The sequence below is a fragment of the Streptococcus mitis genome (assembly GCF_002096845.1).
GTDB lineage: Bacteria > Bacillota > Bacilli > Lactobacillales > Streptococcaceae > Streptococcus > Streptococcus mitis_A.
In genome coordinates, this window is sequence record NZ_NCVK01000003.1 from 67,347 (window position 1) to 88,019 (window position 20,673).

Consider the following 20,673-nt stretch of genomic DNA (forward strand, 5'->3'; position numbering starts at 1 on the left):
AAACGGCACATCTGCCTTAGAAGGGAGGTGGAGCCTATGGTAGATTACATCTTCACAAATATTATTCTACCCTTGGTGGTCGGTATCGTCCTGATAGTCATCGAAAAATGGCTAAACAAGAAATAGCGACCAACCCACCTTTCTAGCGTAGACTAGAAAAAGCCCTTGCTTTTGTGGTTATCAGCAGGGGCTTTTTTGTAGTTATGGTAGACTACATCTTCACTTCTCCACTATTATCTCACATCCATCTTCAGTTGTCAAAAGAAATCTCTGACATGCTGAATTATAAATGCGCTATAATATTTAAGGTGCTTCTACACCGCCTACGAAAGAAGGTGAGATAGCCCATGATGGAATTAGTACTCAAAACTATCATCGGACCAATTGTGGCCAGTGTCGTTCTTTGCTTAGTCGATATAGTAGATTGAAATAAGATGTGAACAAATCGATTAGGAAAGTCAAATTACTTTCTATAAATATTTTAGCAGCCATGACATACTAATGTAGATTCAATCTACTATAAATGGCTAAACAAGGACAAATAGTGTCAAAAAAGATCCCAAGCTTAATGTGGAAGTTAGCTCGGGGTCTTTTCTTAGTCCATGATATAGAACTAATACTCAATTCCTCTTTATTATCTCACATGCTCTGTTCAATTGTCAAGAAAGAGGTGTTTTATATCTTTATAACTCATCGGCTATCTTATTGATTTTTCTGAGTCTGTGGTTGACACCACTTTTGGTCAGAGGGGTGCTGAGGCTATCTGCTAACTGCTGGATAGAGTAGTCTGGGTGCTGAATCCGCAATTGCGCTACTTCCTGCAAATCCACTGGCAGATTTTCTAAGCCCATGATATCTTTGATTTTACTGATATTGTTGATAGTCTTCATGCTGGCAGAAACTGTCCGAGCAATATTGGCTGTTTCTGCATTATTGGCCCGATTGAGGTCATTACGGGTTTCTCGCAAAATCTTAACCCGCTCAAAATCATCACGCGCCTGCATGGCTCCGATGACAATCAAGAAGTCCATAATGTCTTCAGCTCGCTGAAGGTAGGTCACTGCCCCCTTCTTGCGCTCAAGAACCTTGGCATCCAGTAAAAACTGCTGGAGAAGAGAGGCAATCCCTTGCGCGTGGTCCAGATAAACAGAACTGATTTCCAACTGGTACTTGCCTGACTCAGGGTCACGAATGCTTCCATTTGCCAAGAAAGCGCCACAAAGATAAGCACGACCTGCTTCCTCATCTGATAAAATCTCCTCATCAATACCTGTTTCCAGGCCAAAGAAAGAGTCTGCCAAGTGCAAATCACTCAACAAGTCCTGCACCTTTTCATCTGTAAAAACGGTATAGACTCGATTCTTGCGAAGATTGCTCCGTTGGTGGTGGCGAATTTCCGATTTGATTTCATAGAAATGGAGAAAGGACTCATAGAGGTGACGAGCCAGCTTGGCATTTTCTGTCACGACTGACAAGGTCAAACCCGAAGTCGAGAGACCAATACTACCAGACATCTTGATAATGGCAGACAATTCATGTCGGCTCAGATGGTGTTGACCTAAGATTTCTTCTTTTACTGCTACTGTGAAACTCATTTTCTCACCTGTATAATCCGCATCAACTCATCCACAATCAAATCTCCATCGTGGAAGGCACCCCCATTTTCCAGACGAAGGAAGTTGGATGAAATCACGCGCGGAACTTGCTTACAAAGACCAGCAAAATCATGTTCCACCTGCACCAAGTATTCATCAAAACGGTTGGAATTCATGTATTCCTGAGGCACTTTTTCGATATTCACCAAGACAGTGTCGATAAAAGGTCGGCCAAGGTGACGATGCAAGACTTCCACGTGGTCGCTATCTGTAAAATGTTCTGTCTCCCCACGTTGGGTCATGATATTGCAGACATAGGCGATTTCTGCCTTGGTTTCCAAAAGCGCCTGCCCGATTTCCTTAATCACGATATTTGGCAAAATCGAGGTAAATAGAGAACCAGGTCCGAGGACAATCATGTCACTTTCAAGAATGGTCTGCACCACTCGACGGCTAGCTAGAGGCGTATCATGGTTGAGGGTATTGGTCACATAGACATGGTCAATCATGCCTGGATGGTCTGCAATATGGCTCTCTCCAGCCACTTCTGTCCCATCCTGAAAGACTGCATGAAGGGTCAAGGGATGGTCACTGGAAGGATAAATCTTCCCAGTGGTATGGAAAAATTTGCTCAGCAACTGCATGGCATTATAGGTCGAACCCTGCATTTCTGACAGGCCAGCGATAATGAGATTTCCCAATGGATGGCCAGCAAAGGCTCCAGCATCTTCAGAAAAGCGATACTGAAAGACTTTCTCATAAAACTTAGGCATATCCGACATGGCCACAAGGACATTGCGAAGATCACCTGGCGGTGTCAACTGCTGCATATTTTTTCTGAGTTCACCTGAAGAACCACCATCATCTGCCACCGTTACGATAGCTGCGATTTCCACATCTTTTTCCCGCAGACTCTTAAGAATGACAGGGATCCCAGTCCCTCCACCAATCACCGTTATCTTTGGTTTTCTCATGAACGGTTTACCGTTTCCTTTCTTCGGTCTTTGTCACGATGCCCTTCATTAACAGGCCAATTCTTGGATAAGTCCTGCGCCAAGCGTTTAGCAAAGGCCACACTACGGTGTTGTCCACCCGTACATCCCATGGCAATGGTCAAAACGGACTTACCTTCCTTTTGGTAACTTGGCAAAATCGGTTCAATCAAGGCCAACAAATGTTGATAAAAGTCTTCGGACTCTGGATGGTTCATGACATAGTGATACACTGGTTCATCTACACCCGTTTGGTTTCTCAGTTCTGGTAGGTAGTAGGGATTGGGCAAGAATCGGACATCAAAGACCAAATCTGCATCAATTGGGATTCCATATTTAAAGCCGAAAGACATGACTTCGATACGGAAAGACTGGGCTTGCTCTTGATCTGAAAACTGCTCTGCAAGGGTTTTGCGCAGCTCACGTGGAGTGAGTTCAGTCGTATCCACCACATTTTGGCTCATATTTTTCAAAGGCGCCAAGAGCTCACGTTCCAGCTTGATTCCATCCAAAATCCGTCCGTCTGCTGCTAGTGGGTGACTCCGTCTGGTTTCCTTGTAACGAGCGACCAATTCCTTATCAGCTGCATCCAAAAAGAGAATTTTAAAGTCCAGTTCTTCCTTGTTTTCCAACTCATCCAAAACATCTTGAATCTCTGAGAAGAAAGAACGGCTACGCATATCTACTACCAAGGCCAACTTATGGTCATCTTCCTTTGTTTCCACCAACTGCAAAAACTTAGGCAAGAGAGCTGGCGGCATATTATCAATAGTAAAATAACCCAAATCCTCAAAGGACTGAATGGCTACAGTTTTCCCTGCACCACTCATTCCTGTCACAATCACCAAGTGAAGTTGTTTCTTTGTCATCTTTTTCTCCTTATATCAAAAGAAGTTTGGCAACACCAAACTTCAACTAGCTTATCCAATCTCTGCGATGACTTCAATTTCGACTTTTACATCACGAGGAAGACGAGCTACCTCCACAGCTGAACGAGCTGGAAATTCCTCTTTAAAGGCCGTTTGGTAAACCTCGTTAAAAGGAACGAAGTCGTTCATATCGCTCAAGAAGCAAGTTGTTTTGACAACATGGTCAAAATCTGTTCCTGCTTCAGCCAAAATAGCACCAATGTTTTTCAAGACTTGTTCTGTCTGTTCTTGGATCGTTTCTCCAACGATTTCCCCAGTTTCAGGAGATAGGGGAACTTGACCACTGGCAAACAAAAGGTTGCCAACGATTTTCCCTTGAACATATGGTCCGATAGCCTTTGGAGCTTTATCTGTATGAATTGTTTTTGCCATTTTCTTTTCCTCACAATTTTTCTAAGATTGCATCCCAAGCCTCATCCATCCCTGCCTTGCTGACAGATGAAAAGAGGATAAAGTCGTCACTTGGGTCAAAGTTTAATTTCTTTTTGATTGCTGATTCGTGCTTGTTCCATTTACCACGAGGAATCTTGTCCGCCTTGGTCGCAACGATGATAACCGGAATCTCATAGTACTTGAGAAATTCGTACATCTGCACATCATCTGCTGATGGGTCATGACGGAGGTCAACTAGACTAACAACTGCACGGAGATTTTCCCGATTCGTTAGGTACTCCTCAATCATGCGCCCCCACTTTTCACGTTCCTTTTTAGAAACACGGGCATAGCCATAACCAGGCACATCTACAAAACGCATCTTGTCGTCGATATTAAAGAAGTTGAGAAGCTGAGTTTTTCCAGGTTTTCCTGATGTACGAGCAAGATTCTTACGGTTCAACATAGTGTTGATAAAGCTAGACTTGCCAACATTAGAACGCCCTGCTAGCGCAATCTCTGGCAGTTCATCCTGCGGATAGTGTGACTTATTAGCTGCACTGAGCAAGATTTCAGCATTGTGTGTATTAAGTTCCATAGTCACCTCTAGGCTGTTTCTAGGATTGGTTTATCCGTTCCATCGACAGCTTCTTTTGTGATGCGGACCAATTTCACATTTTCCTGACTCGGTACTTCAAACATAACGTCCAGCATAGTTTCTTCGATAATTGAGCGAAGACCACGCGCACCAGTTTTGCGTTCGATGGCTTTATTGGCAATTTCTTGAAGGGCTTCGTCGTCAAATTCCAACTCAACATCGTCATAAGATAACAAGGTTTGATATTGTTTGACCAAGGCATTTCTTGGCTCTTTCAAGATACGAACCAAGTCATCAACCGTCAATTGTTCAAGAGCTGCAAAAACAGGCAAGCGTCCAATCAACTCAGGAATAATACCAAATTTTTGAATATCTTCTGCTATGATTTCTTGCATGTAAGAGCTGTTTTCGTCAATCGCCTTGTTGTTTTGACCAAAGCCAATAACCTTTTCACCCAGACGTTGTTTGACAATTTCTTCGATACCATCAAAGGCACCACCCACGATGAAGAGGATATTTTTGGTATCCACTTGAATCATTTCTTGTTGTGGGTGTTTGCGACCACCTTGAGGTGGCACGCTAGCAACAGTTCCCTCTATAATCTTGAGAAGGGCTTGTTGCACCCCTTCACCAGAAACGTCACGTGTGATCGATACGTTCTCGCTCTTCTTGGCAATCTTGTCAATTTCATCCACATAGATAATCCCACGCTCTGCGCGCTCAATGTTAAAATCAGCAGCCTGCAAGAGTTTGAGGAGGATATTTTCCACGTCCTCACCCACATAACCAGCCTCAGTAAGAGCTGTCGCATCCGCAATGGCAAAAGGCACATTCAAGCTCTTAGCCAAGGTCTGAGCAAGGAATGTTTTCCCTGAACCAGTTGGGCCAATCATCAAGATGTTTGACTTCTGCAAATCCACATCTTCTGACTCTTCACGCGTATCGTGGAAATTGATGCGTTTGTAGTGGTTATATACTGCTACTGCCAAGGCACGCTTGGCACGATCTTGACCGATTACATAGTGGTTCAAGATATGGAGGAGTTCGATTGGTTTTGGTACCTCAGACAAGTCTGCCAAGACTTCCTCAGCCAACTCCTCTCGAATGATTTCCTGGGCCAACTCCACACATTCATTACAGATAAAGGCGTTGTTCCCAGCGATTATTTTTTGTACTTCTTCTTGGCTTTTGCCACAAAATGAGCAATAAACCATCATATCATTATTCCTATTTGTAGGCATGATTTCCTTCCGTTCTATTCTATACTGTTATTCTATCTAAAATAAGGTCATGTAAAAAGCATGGACACTATTGACCAAATTGGTAAAGGCATTTAACCAGAGCAGGACAGAAAGTCCATAGCGCTTTTTACGAAAAGCCTGTGCTCCTGCAAGCAAGCAGACCAAACACAGCATGGCTGTGAAAAAACCAAATATACTACGTTCCATTAGACTTCCTTTCTCTTGCGGTATTGGATGGTAAAATCATAAGGATTCTTCTCATCTTTGGCGTAAAATTTACTTGAAACTGTCTCAAAAAGAGACAAATCAAACTCTTCAGGGAAATAGGTATCTCCCTCCACCCGAGCATGAATGTGAGTCACAATCACTTCGTCAAGATAGGGTTCAAAAGCCTGAAAAATCTGCTTTCCACCAAGAATATAGAGATTCTTTTCTTGAGCCTGATACCAGTCCAAGACAGACTGGACATCATGAAAAGTAGCAACTCCATCTATCTTTTCTTCCGGGTTACGTGTCAAAATCAAGATTTCACGTTTTGGAAGCAAGCGGCGTTCCATCCCATCAAAGGTCACACGCCCCATCAAGATAGCATGATTCAGAGTTGTTTCTTTAAAGTGTTGCAATTCTGCTGGCAAATACCAGGGCAGACGATTGTCCTTACCAATCACACCCTCTTCATCCTGGGCCCAAATAGCTACGATTTTTTTAGTCATGCTTCCATCCTTTTCACTGATAGTACTATTTTATCAAAAAACTCAAAAAAAGACTGGTTTGGAATAGCTTACAGAATAGAAAAAATCTGTAAGAAATTTCCTACAGATTTATATATTTTCTATTGTTTCTTACAAACCAGGTGCTTGTCCTAATTCTGCCGCAAGCATCCAGACTGTTTTTTCAAGGTCAGCCTTAGCTCCAACAAAGATATCATTGGTTACATCATCGCCTTCTTTATCTGTCACATCCAAAGCTTCTTGGAAAAGCGTGATGAGGTAACGATAAATTTCAAGGACACGTTCCAAACTTTCTTCTACATTGCGGAACTCTCCAACTTCTTCTTCGATTTCACTGTTTTGAAGGAACTCTGTCAATGTAGAGAATGGGCTACCTCCGAGTGTAATCAATCGTTCGCTGATTTCATCTAAATGACCATCAAGAGCATCCATGTACTCATCCATTTTTGGATGCCATACAAGAAATCCACGACCACGCATGTACCAGTGTACTTGGTGCAAAGCCACGTGGGCCACGTATAAATCAGCAACAGCTTGGTTCAATACTTCCTTTGTTTTTGCCAATGCTACTGGCGCTGTTTTTGTTAATGATGCTACATCTTTTACTGCTTCTTTTTTCAATTCTACCATTTTCTTTACCTCGTTCATTATTTTTTGCAACCACTTCTTAATGATTACTATCTTAGTATACCACTAAGAAAAACCAATAGCAAGTCAAATGACCCACATGAGAAAAGTTGCAATAGACTGATAATTTAAGAATTTTTTAGAGAATATTAGAGTCAATTTCATGTCTATTTTTTAATAAAGAAAAGAAAAAGAATATACAAACTTCTAGCAAACTGAATAAGAACTATTAAATTGTACAGTGTATTATTGAACTACGATATTTCTTAAATAGACTGTCAACAAAAAATCTATTTTTATTTTATAGAAACTTAAAAGTAGGGGAAGTGTCTTCAACTACGACATTATCATCTTGATCAGCATCTTATACTCAATGAAAATCAAAGAGTAAACTAGGAAACTAGCCGCAGGCTGCTCAAAGTACATCTTTGAGGTTGCAGATAAAATTGACGAAGTCAGCTCAAAACACTGTTTTGAGGTTGTGGATAGAACTGACGAAGTCAGTAACCATACGCACGGCAAGACTACGTTGACGTGGTTTGAAGAGATTTTTGGAGAGTATTGGCTCAGGAAACGAATACTAACAAAGTGTTAAACAGCACAAGAACGACCTTACCCCTCTTGAAATGAGGAACAAGGCCGTTGCTTAATTTTTTATTATTTCATCATTCGCTTTATAGAAAACTGTTTTCTTCTAGAGATTTCATTTTTAAGAAACTGTCTAGCTAATGCTTTTTCTCATTAGTCATTCCATGGCGCTCTTATCAAGTATTTTCGCGATAGATATTAGATATTCATCACTTAAAAACTGAGAAAACTACCATAAAATTTAATTGAAGAAATATAAAATTCCTTATTTCTTAAATATAGACTGTCTGAAATCATCTGTCTCACGAAGATAAGCGTTGTAAATCTTTTTCTTGAGCAAGTTGACCCAACTAGATTCAACACGGCTAGTCGCATTAGTAATGTTACCTACATCCTCTGCTACTGCTTCATCCATCAGTTTCTGCATCTGTGCGTAAGAACGAATAGTTACTTTCTTAGTACTATTTGGATTTCTAAGTTCGTACTCAATAGTGATCGGCTTAAGCTTTGTCAGCTGATCAATTCGTTCCTTATACATGGCCTTCTTGAAAGCTACCCAAGAGTCATATTCGCCCTTAAATACATTTTCCAAAACTTTTTGGTCTGTCACTAGACCTACATCCCTTCCAGACCATCCGTCCCACGTTTTCTTACCTTCATCAAAGGCTTCCTTAGAGTACTTACCAGAAACATAAGGAACAAATCCTTCATGATATCCCTTGGCTGCCAGTAACTCATAAGCCGTACGTCGGAACATAACATCCCCTGGCGCCCCTTTAGGATTGCTCAATGCTGAGTAGATTGGTGAGAAGAGGCTAAGACTGAGGTAGCCATTCCGTCCATATTTACCACTATCCTTATTCTCTCGACGCGTAATCACATCATTCTCAATCAAAGAGTAGAAACTAGTTAGCTGCTTAATTTCCTCTGCAGTGAAGGTTCGTGTCTGGTTACCAGCATGGGTTTCCTTACCATACTTATCTGTAATGTAGTAATTTTCCATCTTTCTGAACCACTGAAGCTTAGCATCATCACTCTGCTTAAGCATAGAAGTACCTTCTAAGTAATCGAGTGTATAGACCATATCAAACATACCATGAACATAGTGTTGCAAGTCTGCTGCGTTTTGAACACGCTCTTTGAAATTATAGGTATGCATCCGTGTCTTAGAATCTTTATCCACCTTGAAGAGGGTATTAAGAGTAATAGTTGGTTCGTCAGGGGTTGGAGTAGACTGCAAGAGTCCTCGAGCATAGAGTTCAGCTCCCAGACCTTCACGACGATCATTGCCCTCAAAGTAGATGCCGCCGTCAGAGTTATGGGTCATTTCATGCGTATAAACAGAGTTACCATAGTCTTCCAATAAACGAGCAGCGTCAAAGTGGGTTACACTTCCTGTAGCATAGGCATTGTAGCCCTTACTTGGATACCACTTGCCTGCTGGTCCAAAGAACTCCTGCATAGCTAACGATTTCTTATCATTAGCTGGAGCCCAATATCTTTGACCAGTACTATCTTTCATTAGGAATCCATCGTAAACTAGTACGGAACGGAAAAGCTTGTCCCTGCTTTCTGGACTTAGAATCTTGTACCAGAAATCATAATGATCGCGCTGATATTCAGCTGATTTTCTAACTCTATCCTCGACATATTCTACCAACTCTGCATCTGTCCTTACCTTACCATCGACAACATCTCGGTAACGATCATAAGCACCCATGGAGATAGTGGACATATTGGAGATGACATAGACACCTTTCTCACTCATAGTCAAGAGTGGTAGAAGCATGCCCTTATATTCCCAATTATCAGCAGTAATCTTATCATAAACGCCGACAGAATACTTGCTCTTGCCCTCAGCTGTATCCTGAATCTTTCTAGCCTCTGCTATATCTGACTTAGACTCTACGATATAAGCTTTTGTATTGGTCTTGAGCCATTCATTATTAGTCTTGTATGGTAAGAAGAGCTGACGGTAATTTTCCAAATAATTGAAAAGTCCACGCTTACCAGTCGATTCAGAGAGCGAAGCATCATAAGCTAAATGATTGTTCTTTGCTTTAAGATTATTCATTCCTGACTGACCTAATGAAATAATGGTATCTATCGTTGAAGCACTATGATTTCCAAAGAAATCAAACTTATAAGCAGATAAATCTTTGACATTAATATTATCATAATTAATATTATACCAACGGTTAAGATAGGTAAGCCCAAGCAAGAAGGCTTCCTTATTGGCTGTAATCTTGTGAGCTACATAGTCAGCCACAACATTGCCTTCAGTATTGATTGACGTATCCATAGCCAGAACTTTGCGTAACTCTTCTGAGAGCTTGGTCTTGACTTGTTCAAAGGATGTATCAAGATAAAGATCATCCAAGGAAGTGTCAGCATTTACACCTAAAACAGTTCGCATGGCTGGTGAGTCAAGAACTACCTTATTCAACTCTGGCAGTACTTGATTCAGAACTCTGCTATAGTCTGATAAGAAAGCTTCAGGTGTATAAAGAAGATCTAAGCCATTTACAGTGTATTCTGCAATTGCTTGGTTCTTAAACTCTCCTTTATAAGTCAGATTCAGGTAATCAACTGTATTATCCTCGAAGTGTAACATCAAACGGTCAATAGATGCCTTATTACTATTAATATCAGTGATAATCTGGTCACCTTTCATTGGAACAACATCCAACAAATATTCTGTATTGAGCTTATGATGATCTGGGAGTTTATTTCCATAGCTAATGATTGTCTCCTTGTTATAGAACGGAAGGAGTTTTTCCATATTGGAATAAGCTATCAAACGATTTTCTCGAGCATTCTTCTCTTGAGCATAGTTAACAGAATAAAGATTAAGATTCGTGTCCTCTAGATTTGTCGTAATATCTAAACTAGCTAGCTTCTCTTCTGCCTCGTTCAGAGTCAGTGTTGAAGTGACAAACTTGTCATTTTCCAGCGTTTGATTTCCTTCAACGACATAAGCTTCCGTAATACGATCATTATTGTAGGCTTGATCTCCAGAAATACTATAAACATTCGTACCACTAATATTACTGATAACATTGTCAACCAAGCCATTGAAATAATTGGATCCTACGATACCGCCAATCTGACCATTCTTAGTAGTATTTTGAATCTTTCCAGTTACATAAGAACGACTGATACGGGCATTGTTCTCCAAACGACCAACCAAACCGCCGAATCGTTGGTTGTTGGCTCTAGCGCCTGCTAGGATGGTCACATCTGCTCTGCTTTGACTGAGCAAGGAATCTCCTCCCTTAAGATTAGCAACCAAACCACCAACATTATATTCTTTGCTCTGTTTCTCGTTTGCCTGGATGACACCAGTGAAGGAACTGTTGGAAATTTGTGTGTTTGTTGCACTAACAACCAGCCCCGCCACATTAGAAGCATTGCCTATCACCGATACTTTACCTTGGACAGAAACATCTGTAATTCGAGCATTTTCTGCACTCCGAGCTAAGGCAGCAGAGTCATAGCTACCCACAATATTGACATCCTTCAAATCCATACCAGAAACAGAAGAACCACTCTTGAGGTTTTCGAACAAAGGCTTAGCTAGATTATAGATAGCATACTGCTTACCATTATGATTGCCAGTCAGACTACCTGTGAAGTTCCCTCTAAGATAAACATAATCCGCAGGTGCCAGACTAACCTCACTGGCATCCAAATCAGCTCCCAAAACATAATTACTAGCCATATTTTTCTTCATAGCATCTATCAATCCAGCAAAGCTAGTGTAAACATTTTGCTGACTAGGAACTGCCTTACTGATATAGAAGTCGTAGCCAGACTTATAGCCTGTCTCATCTTCTTGAACCAACTCAGGCAACGAGACTGTTACTCTGTATACATCTTTTCCGTCTTTTTGGATTTCAGAAATACTGTGAACTGGGAGAAGCATTTCCTTAGCTTCACTTGATTTGACTTTGACAAAGTAGTTTGACAGATCTTTAGGCATGGAACTCATTGATACCAGTCGCTTGTATTGGTCATTATCTTTACTGTAAAACTCAACTGAATCAACATCTCGGAAGGAGATCTTCTTATATTCAAGTTCAAATTCACGACTGTCTGTTTCAAATTCAGTGACACTACCATTGTCCAGCTCATATGTCAGCTTGGTTTTCAAAGTATACGCTGTGTAGTAATCCAACTCTCCAATCTTTAGACTGTTATCGAAATTAGTGATTGGAAGAGTACGAACAAGCTTATCCCCCTGATATAATTCTGCAGTGGCTGAACGGAAGGATTTTGTTTGGTCTTTCAAGCTATATTGGATCGCAACAGACTTATCATCTGCATTTTCAGTCAGGCTTAGAATCGAAACTATTGGCTTGACTTTTGACACTCCATTGAGTGCTTCTTTGGCGACTTGCAGACTAGCAAGAGCTTGATTGACTTGTACTTGTGTGGCCGTTTGACTATTCAGAACTATTTCTGACTTGGCTAATTGGTCTGTATAAACTGTCTTCTTATCCGAATCAGCATTCTTATATTTAGCAGAAGTTTTAACAGTGACATTTAAATCGTACTCAGTCTGAAGAGCAGTTTTGACAACCTCAAGACCACTCAATTGTGCCTTAGCCTGTTTGATTTGTTCCACCAGTTGATTGATTTCTGCTTGACTGGCTTGGGATTGAGTAAGAATCGCCTGAGCTGCCAGCAATGCAGAATCATAGTTAGATTGATGACTTTGATCATCATTGAAATAACGTGCCTCTGCTTTAATCTGAGTTGCTTCTGTCAATAAATTATGCAGTGTAATTAAGTCGAACTCTTCTAAAGAATCTGCTGTCGGTGCATCATTCGGAACCATAGTCGGCTTAGCTGTACCAACTTTAACAACCTGGGTAACTGGGGATAGGGTCTCCTCATTTGACATCTCTTGACGGTCAATTTCCTGACCATTAGAGCTGTAGATACGAGTCTTAATCGTACGCTCACCTTGAACTCCCGGGGTTACAATGTTACGACTGCCTTGGACAAGTTCGTCCGTTTCTTCTTCACGAACTGCGAAGTTGATTTTATCTACTCGAATTTCGTCAGTGAAGGTTAACGGGTACTCTGGAAGAGATTCTGCTTTCGGTGCATCATTCGGAATCATAGTCGCCTTAGCTGTACCAACTTTAACAACCTGGGTAACTGGGGATAGGGTCTCCTCATTTGACATCTCTTGTCGGTCAATTTCCTGACCATTAGAGCTGTAGATACGAGTCTTAATCGTACGTTCACCTTGAACTCCCGGGGTTACAATGTTACGACTGCCTTGGACAAGTTCGTCCGTTTCTTCTTCACGAACTGCGAAGTTGATTTTATCTACTCGAATTTCGTCAGTGAAGGTTAACGGGTACTCTGGAAGAGATTCTGCTGTCGGTGCATCATTCGGAACCATGGTCGGCTTAGCTGTACCAACTTTAACAACCTGGGTAACTGGGGATAGGGTCTCCTCATTTGACATCTCTTGACGGTCAATTTCCTGACCATTAGAGCTGTAGATACGAGTCTTAATCGTACGCTCACCTTGAACTCCCGGGGTTACAATGTTACGACTGCCTTGGACAAGTTCGTCCGTTTCTTCTTCACGAACTGCGAAGTTGATTTTATCTACTCGAATTTCGTCAGTGAAGGTTAACGGGTACTCTGGAAGAGATTCTGCTTTCGGTGCATCATTCGGAATCATAGTCGCCTTAGCTGTACCAACTTTAACAACCTGGGTAACTGGGGATAGGGTCTCCTCATTTGACATCTCTTGTCGGTCAATTTCCTGACCATTAGAGCTGTAGATACGAGTCTTAATCGTACGTTCACCTTGAACGCCCGGTGTTACAATGTTACGACTGCCTTCTGTAATCTCATCTGTATACAGCTCGACGATAGAAAAATCTATCTTTTCTATTCTTATAATGTCATTTATACTGAATTTCAACTCTGGAATTTCGTGAACTGGAGCTGTGTCTGGACTTGTACCATGCTCATCTAAGTCTGGAACTTCGTGAACTGGAGCTGTGTCTGGACTTGTACCATGCTCATTTAACTCTGGAACTTCGTGAACTGGAGCTGTGTCTGGACTTGTGCCATACTCATCTAACTCTGGAACTTCGTGAACTGGAGCTGTGTCTGGACTTGTACCATACTCATCTAACTCTGGAACTTCGTGAACTGGAGCTGTGTCTGGACTTGTACCATACTCATCTAACTCTGGAATTTCGTGAACTGGAGCTGTGTCTGGACTTGTGCCATACTCATCTAACTCTGGAATTTCGTGAACTGGAGCTGTGTCTGGACTTGTACCATACTCATCTAACTCTGGAACTTCGTGAACTGGAGCTATGTATGGATTGGTGCTATAGTCTACTAATGATTTATCCTTATGAGAAGAATAAAGGCTATTTCCCTTTTTATCCTCATTCTTTAGATAACCAATATATTCAAAGCCATCAATATGCAAAGGTTTTGGAAGAGATTCTCCAACACCTAAATTTATACTTTGATTATACGCAGCAAGCTCAAGGTTGGTCACAGCCAAGGCAGTCGGAGATAGTAACACAGACCCCATTCCTGTTACCAATAAGATAGACGATAAATATCTCTTGCCACTCTTAGCCCTAGCAAATATTAACACTAAGAATGTAAAACCCGCAACTGCAAAAATTGACTCCCAGACCCCAGAGTAGCCGGTCTGAGGTAATGCTCCATATCCTAATTTTTGATCTTTGGGACGATAAACTAAGTAATAGCTTTCTGATATCTCTTCAACATGCTTTGGAATATCTCTGATCAAGATAGACTTCTCTGCTTCAGTTAATTCAGATTCCATTACATAATAGTAGCTCACTTGAGCTGACTGTCCATGTGAAATCTCTGTAGCTTTAACAGGGGATAAATCTCCAGCTATTAGACTGCTAAAAAAGAAGCTTCCAATAGTAGCCGAGACTAATCCAACTGACAATTTTCTAAAAGAAAAACGCTGACGTTTTTCTCCATAAAACCATTGTTTCATTTTAATTTTTTTCCTCTTAAATATAATATGCCATACTATCTATTTTACCCAATTATAGTTAATTATTCAAATTTTTAGTCAATTTTTTCAGTTTGAAAATACTTTTAAACAACATAATACCAAGTTACAAGCTTTTTAAATTTTCTTAATATAATTGTGAAAATATACAAAATAATGAACTTCTCCACATTGTACAATTTACACTGAATAAACAGAAAAATAAAAAATATATTATATTTTCTTGATTTTAAACAAGGAGCATTAGATTACATCAAAGAGGGACACAGCCGTGTCGAAGCAGCTAAAGTTTTTGATGTTGGCGTCAGAACTCTCTTCACGTGGGAAAAGAAATTACGTGAACAAGAACACTTAGAGCGGAAAAACGAGTCGTCAAAAAGCGGAAGATTCCTTTAGAGGAATTGAACGCCTTTCTTAAGTGAAATCCCAAATATTTTTGAATGTTTAGAATGCTTTTTTAAAACTATAGTAGAGTTAATCCAGAACGCTGCAATGCTGCTTCTAAAGCATTTTTCGAAATTATATAGTATGTTGAGTCTAGAATAGTACGCCCTTATTGTTATAGTCAATTGAAATAAGAACAAGACAAAAGAGCCTCGAAAAAAGTACTACAACTCGATAATACATTTTTGAGGTTCTTTTTGATATGAGCCCATGTTTTCTCAATAGGATTGTACTCAGGTGAGTAGGGAGGAAGAGGTAAAAGTTTATGCCCAAACTCTTCGCATAAAATCTCTAGCTTAGCCATTCTATGGAATCTTGCATTATCCATAATAATAACTGATGATGTATCTAATGTTGGTAAGAGAAACTTCTGAAACCAAGCTTCAAAAAAGTCGCTCGTCATCGTCTCTTCGTAAGTCATTGGAGCGATTAACTCCCCATTTGTTAGCCCTGCAACCAAAGAAATCCTCTGATATCTTCTTCCAGATACCTTACCTCTTATTATCTGACATTTTAATGAGCGACCATATTCTCGATAAAAATAAGTATCGAATCCTGTTTCATCAATATAAACAGGTGCTAAGTGCTTTAAACTATTAAAATTCTTAAGAAATAAAGCTACTTTTTCTGGGTCTTGTTCATAGTAGGTGTGGTTCTTTTTTTTCGAGTGTAGCCCATAGCTTTGAGAGCATAGTGGATGGTAGTTGGATGACAGCCAAATTCAGCAGCTATTTCAGTCAAATAAGCGTCTGGATTGTCAGTAAGATAGTTTTTGAGTCTATCTCTATCAACCTTTCTTGGTTTTGTTCCTTTTACTTGATGGTTTAGCTCTCCTGTTTTCTCTGTTAGCTTTAACCAGCCATAAATGGTATTACGTGAGATTTGGAAAAGGTGTGATGCTTCTGTTATACTACCTGTTCGCTCACAATAAGAGAGAACTTTTTTACGAAAATCTATTGAATATGCCATAAGAAACTTATGCCACATTATGTACTGTTTTTAGTTCAGTTTGCTATATTATGAAAAATCAGTTTGAATTTCTCAATCAACTTGTTCACATTCTATTTCAATCTACTATAGAAAACGAGCATCTCCAAGTGTGGAAATACTCACTTGTTTTATGGTTAGAGGCCAGTTTTTCCCAGCTTCCAATACTTTTACAGTTGACAAAGATCTTTATATCGAAATCTCCATCATAAAAATTGTATCAATAGGTAGCATAAAATACTTTGACTACAAATAGGTGGTAAAATTTCTTTTAGCTAGTTAACTTGAAACCTCACTTTCTTAAACCTACATTTTAATACCAAACACTGACATCAACACGACCTCGAATTCCTTTTAAGTATTCAGATGAAGTATACTGCCATCCTTTTTCTCCTGAATAATGAGGATTATTCCAATCAAGTGCATCCGTATAGGCTGCAACCCAGTTAACATGTTGTAAAATATCTGGATGATTTAAACGAGTTTGTAAAAGTTGACGGTAGCTATAAACATTCACATTTTGATAACCAGCCTGTTTCATTGTTGCCATATACTTGTTGATAATCTTGACCCAGGTTCCAGTATCACTTGGAGCTCTCTTAGTCTTATTGCCATATTCCCAGTTCTCAACATCGTAGTAGATAGGATAAGACAAGTTCATCTTGTATTTTTTCAAGAGTTCAATGGTTTGATTAGCATCATTCTCAGCATCGGTCTCATTTTCAGCATAAGTATAGAGATAAACACCGTAAGGAATTCCAAGACGGTTTAACTCCTTAATATTATGAGCCAATTCCTTGTCCTCAGTTCCACTATAGCCCAAACGAACAATGACTCCATCTACTCCATTATCATCGATGACCTTTTTCCAGTCACTGATACGACCATTGTGCTCACTGACATCGATGACCTTTTTAACTTGATCAGTCCCAACTTGTTCTTCACGATGGTTAAAGAAATAACGTCTGCCATTTCGGTTAACCCAGCCAACATTCAAGTCTTTCTTTTCTTTTAACTCACCTGAGTCAGAAAAAATATAGCGAGCATCATCCATGACTAATTCACCAGTCGCCATAGCACCACTTTCTGTCAAATAGTAGTTACCCTGCCACTCATCTTTAGCCATGTAACCCCACTTCTTGAAATAATACCACTTTCCGTCTACCTTTTGCCACTCTTGATTAGCATAAGAGCCATCAGACTTGAGATAGAAGTAAGACGAATAGGCTGGATCATAGAGCCATTCATTTTGCATCATGGCACCTTGACCATTTAGGAAATAACTTCCCTGCCATTGACTTTTAGCCATATAGCCCCATTTCTTAAAATAGTACCATTTACCTCCAACAGCATGCCATTCCTGGTTAGCATAAGAACCATCGGACTTCAGGTAAAACCAATTCTTATAGGCGTTATCATAAACCCATTCATTTTTGGCCATATAACCGCCTGATTTCAAGTAGTAATTACCCTGCCATTCATTTTGAGCATAACGACCATCTGATTTAATATAAAACCAAGCCTTATAGTAGTTATCAAAAATCCACTCACTCTTAGCTTTAGAACCATCAACCTTTACATAATAGTCCCCATCCCAGTGGGCAGAAGCATTGGTCTTTACTCCTTCGCTCGTTTGAGTTTTATTAGAAGACTGATTTTGCTCTGAACTACTTGAAACTGTCGTTGTATCCTGCGAAGTTTTTGAAACTTCGGTTTCATTTGCAGCGACGTGACTAGTTGCCAAGCCAAGTAAACAGATACTTGCTAATCCAATTTTTCCAATCTTTGTTTTCAATCTTTCCTCTCCTATAAAAAATGGAACAGACATCTGAATGCTGTTCCACCTAGCTTTTGCTACTGATTATTTTACAAAGTCAAGCAAAGCCAAGAAGCTTTCTGCTTCAAGTGACGCACCACCAACAAGGGCACCGTCAACGTCTGGGCAAGCCATGTATGAAGCAACGTTTTCAGGTTTAACAGAACCACCGTATTGAACACGAACTTTGTCTGCAACTTCTTGACCAAAGTCAGCAGCTACAACGTCACGAACAACTTTACACATTTTTTGTGCATCGTCTTGTGAAGCTGATTTACCAGTACCGATAGCCCAGATTGGCTCGTAAGCGATAACTGATGCAGCAACTTGTTCAGCAGTCAATCCAGCCAAAGCAGCAGATACTTGAGCACCTACAAACTCAGCAGCTTTACCAGCTTCGTAAGTTTCAAGTGACTCGCCACAACAGATGATTGGAAGCATACCGTTTGCAAAGATTGCTTTTGCTTTTTTGTTGATATCTTCGTCAGTTTCATGGAAGTAGTCACGGCGTTCTGAGTGACCGATAACAACGTAGTCAGTACCGATTTCTTTCAAAACTTGTGGGCTAGTTTCACCAGTGAAAGCACCTGCATTTTCAAAGTAGCAGTTTTGAGCAGCAACTTTAAGGTTTGAACCTTTTGCAGCAACAAGAACAGTTGTCAAATCAAGAGCTGGAGCAGCGATACCTGCTTCAACAAGATCTGATGAAGGAAGTTTTGATGCAACTGCTTCAACGAATGCTTTAGCTTCTTCTGGATTTTTGTTCATTTTCCAGTTACCAGCGATAAATGGTTTACGTGACATTTCACATACCTCTTTTTTCAATTTATTTTCTATTTATTTTATCACAATTATACACAGCTTGCAAATCTTACTCGGATTTCAAACCTGCTTGCATGGATTAATCCTTCCAAAGATCCATAGCATTTCTGAAATCTGCAGATACCTGTGTCAACTGAGGATTGCTGGCTTCTCTTTCTGCCCGCTTAGCCTCAATTTGAGCCACACTCTTGATTCCTTCATGGCGCCAATTTCTCAAAATGGCCTGAATGTACTTCCAGTTTGCTTTTCCATTCAAAATAGCTTCACGAAGAGCTTCCTTAATCAAGTCAGCACTGGTTCCATCTTCCTTTAGCGTCTTGGTCAAATCCTCAATCTCAAAAGGGGTCAACAAGCGTCCCAACTCCTGCTGGAAAGTTTCCACCAAATCCTTGAGCTGATTTTGAGGTGTCAACTGGTCTGAACTTGAAGTAGGAGCTCCAAGCAAGTCATCCAAGCGTTCCAAGGCTAGACTGGCATCAAAAAGCAATTCGATTTCGCCATTTAATTCTATCGTTCGATACTGAAGCAGCCCCCTCTCAGTCAGATTGGAAATAGCCTGATTGACATCCGAAATTTCCTTGCCAATCCTTTCAGCAATCTGGCTTGGCGACATTTCTTCTAAGCCAGTCGTATTTTGCAAATAGAAAAATTGCCAGACTAGAAAATCGTCGCTAGAAGGAAAAAGTTCCTTAAAATGCAAGAGCAGGGCACTCGGTAAAACCAAGTTCCCTGATTTAAAAGCGTCTAAATATGTCATAATTCCTCTTATAAATACCCATATGCAGATGCATCATCTTCTATCTTTCTCCAGTCAAAAGGCGTCTCCTGATAGACCGCATAATTCACCCAGTTACTGAAAAAGAGGGCTGCTGATGAAGACCAACAAAGACAAGGCGTCTGATTGACATCATCATCCTTAAAGTAATTTTCTGGAATATGTGGGTCTAAACCTGCATCACGATCCCTAAAATACTCTTTTGCCAAGGTATCACGGTCATATTCCAAATGCCCAAAACTATAAATTTCTCGTAAATCACGACTAGCCAAAATCGAAACCCCAACCTGTGGCCCTTCTGATAAAATCTCGAGATTGGTTTTGTTTAAGACCTCTTCCTTAGAAATCTCCGTGTGCCGTGAATGAGGGGATACATAGCTATCGTCAAAGCCTCTAAATAGAAGGTGACCCTCTTTTAAGGTGTCCTGAGGATAAATACCTGATAGCTTACTGTCCATCTGGTATTTTTCCACCCCATAACGCAGATAGAGTCCCGCCTGAGCCCCCCAACAGATATGAAGGGTCGAATAGACATGGGTCTTGGACCACTCAAGCACCTGGGTAAATTCCTCCCAATAGTCCACTTCCTCAAATGGTAAATGCTCAACTGGAGCCCCTGTGATAATCATCCCATCAAAATACTCATCCTTAACCTCTGGAAAAATTTTATAGAAGGTCTCCATGTGCTCTGAACGAGTTGTTTTAGAACGGTGGCTCTCCATATAGAGAAAATCGATATCCAGTTGTAGAGGTGTATTGGCCAAATGACGTAACAACTGGGTTTCTGTGACCATTTTCTGTGGCATGAGATTTAAAATTAAAATCTTCAAAGGACGGATATCTTGGTGGGCCGCACGTTGATCATCCATGACAAAGATGTTCTCTGTCCGTAAAATCTCAACAGCTGGTAATTTTTTATCAATTCGAATCGGCATAACCCTCTCCTAACTGTACTCTTTCAGGAATCATTGCATATGTTTGAAACTCTTCGAAAATCAAATTCAAACCGCGTCAACGTTGCCTTGCCGTATGTGTAGGATACTGACTACGTCAGTTCCATCTACAACCTCAAAACAGTGTTTTGAGCAACCTGCGGCTAGTTTCCTAGTTTGCT

The 20,673-nt window shown here is 40.4% G+C and carries 16 protein-coding genes and 1 pseudogene; 2 read left to right on the top strand and 15 right to left on the bottom strand.

Features of this window, described 5'->3' with window-relative positions; genetic code table 11:
- The first annotated feature begins 36 nt into the window (after positions 1-36).
- Entirely contained in the window at positions 37-126 is a 90-nt protein-coding gene (locus tag B7695_RS10635; RefSeq protein ID WP_001810072.1) for a hypothetical protein, read from the top strand.
- Between the two features lie 557 nt (positions 127-683).
- Here B7695_RS10635 and whiA read toward each other — a convergent pair.
- The 10 genes from whiA to B7695_RS01085 all read right to left on the bottom strand — a co-directional run bounded on the left by whiA (position 684) and on the right by B7695_RS01085 (position 14,697).
- Entirely contained in the window at positions 684-1,595 is a 912-nt protein-coding gene (whiA, locus tag B7695_RS01035) for a DNA-binding protein WhiA (RefSeq protein WP_004262315.1), read from the bottom strand.
- The gene (locus tag B7695_RS01040; RefSeq protein WP_084889368.1) at positions 1,592-2,569 is read right to left on the bottom strand and encodes a YvcK family protein; all 978 of its coding nucleotides are present in this window, start codon (positions 2,567-2,569) and stop codon (positions 1,592-1,594) included. Before B7695_RS01040 ends, whiA begins: the two co-directional genes overlap by 4 nt.
- Entirely contained in the window at positions 2,566-3,456 is an 891-nt protein-coding gene (gene rapZ / locus B7695_RS01045) for an RNase adapter RapZ (RefSeq protein WP_084889369.1), read from the bottom strand. The genes B7695_RS01040 and rapZ overlap by 4 nt, the downstream gene beginning before the upstream one ends.
- 51 nt (positions 3,457-3,507) lie before the next feature.
- Entirely contained in the window at positions 3,508-3,888 is a 381-nt protein-coding gene (locus B7695_RS01050) for a RidA family protein (protein ID WP_001140420.1), read from the bottom strand.
- A gap of 10 nt (positions 3,889-3,898) precedes the next feature.
- Positions 3,899-4,486, bottom strand: coding sequence for a ribosome biogenesis GTP-binding protein YihA/YsxC (yihA, locus tag B7695_RS01055; RefSeq protein ID WP_142358839.1), 588 nt, complete (start codon positions 4,484-4,486; stop codon positions 3,899-3,901).
- A gap of 8 nt (positions 4,487-4,494) precedes the next feature.
- On the bottom strand, positions 4,495-5,727 hold the full coding sequence (gene clpX / locus B7695_RS01060; RefSeq protein ID WP_012972566.1) for an ATP-dependent Clp protease ATP-binding subunit ClpX: 1,233 nt from the start codon (positions 5,725-5,727) through the stop codon (positions 4,495-4,497).
- A 36-nt stretch (positions 5,728-5,763) separates the two neighbouring features.
- On the bottom strand, positions 5,764-5,934 hold the full coding sequence (locus B7695_RS01065) for a hypothetical protein (protein WP_000442261.1): 171 nt from the start codon (positions 5,932-5,934) through the stop codon (positions 5,764-5,766).
- Positions 5,934-6,440 (bottom strand): dihydrofolate reductase, encoded by a 507-nt coding sequence (locus B7695_RS01070; RefSeq protein WP_000162469.1) that lies wholly within the window; start codon positions 6,438-6,440, stop codon positions 5,934-5,936. Before B7695_RS01070 ends, B7695_RS01065 begins: the two co-directional genes overlap by 1 nt.
- 129 nt (positions 6,441-6,569) lie before the next feature.
- A complete protein-coding gene (locus B7695_RS01075) occupies positions 6,570-7,088 on the bottom strand; it encodes a Dps family protein (RefSeq protein ID WP_004248156.1) in 519 nt (172 codons plus the stop codon).
- Between the two features lie 850 nt (positions 7,089-7,938).
- Positions 7,939-14,697, bottom strand: a complete 6,759-nt coding sequence (locus B7695_RS01085) for an SIALI-17 repeat-containing surface protein (RefSeq protein WP_084889371.1) — start codon at positions 14,695-14,697, stop codon at positions 7,939-7,941.
- A 228-nt stretch (positions 14,698-14,925) separates the two neighbouring features.
- On the opposite strand from B7695_RS01085, the pseudogene B7695_RS11765 reads away from it, so the two are divergent.
- Positions 14,926-15,134 (top strand): annotated as a pseudogene (locus B7695_RS11765) (IS630 transposase-related protein); the annotation flags it as partial.
- Positions 15,135-15,280: 146 nt separating this feature from the next.
- On the opposite strand, the gene B7695_RS01095 reads toward B7695_RS11765, so the two are convergent.
- From B7695_RS01095 to metA, 5 genes are all read right to left on the bottom strand, one after another.
- Positions 15,281-16,128 (bottom strand): IS630 family transposase gene (locus B7695_RS01095; protein ID WP_142358840.1). Its coding sequence is split into 2 segments (ribosomal slippage): positions 15,281-15,810 and positions 15,810-16,128, totalling 849 coding nucleotides; the frame shifts between segments, so codons are not numbered across the junction.
- A 331-nt stretch (positions 16,129-16,459) separates the two neighbouring features.
- Positions 16,460-17,974: a choline binding-anchored murein hydrolase LytC gene (gene lytC, locus B7695_RS01100; protein ID WP_084889372.1), complete on the bottom strand. Its 1,515-nt coding sequence runs from the start codon at positions 17,972-17,974 to the stop codon at positions 16,460-16,462.
- 33 nt (positions 17,975-18,007) lie between these two features.
- Positions 18,008-18,766, bottom strand: coding sequence for a triose-phosphate isomerase (tpiA, locus tag B7695_RS01105; protein ID WP_042901359.1), 759 nt, complete (start codon positions 18,764-18,766; stop codon positions 18,008-18,010).
- A 97-nt stretch (positions 18,767-18,863) separates the two neighbouring features.
- Entirely contained in the window at positions 18,864-19,541 is a 678-nt protein-coding gene (locus B7695_RS01110; protein WP_084889373.1) for a DnaD domain-containing protein, read from the bottom strand.
- An 8-nt stretch (positions 19,542-19,549) separates the two neighbouring features.
- Positions 19,550-20,494, bottom strand: coding sequence for a homoserine O-acetyltransferase MetA (gene metA / locus B7695_RS01115; RefSeq protein WP_084889374.1), 945 nt, complete (start codon positions 20,492-20,494; stop codon positions 19,550-19,552).
- Positions 20,495-20,673 lie beyond the last annotated feature (179 nt).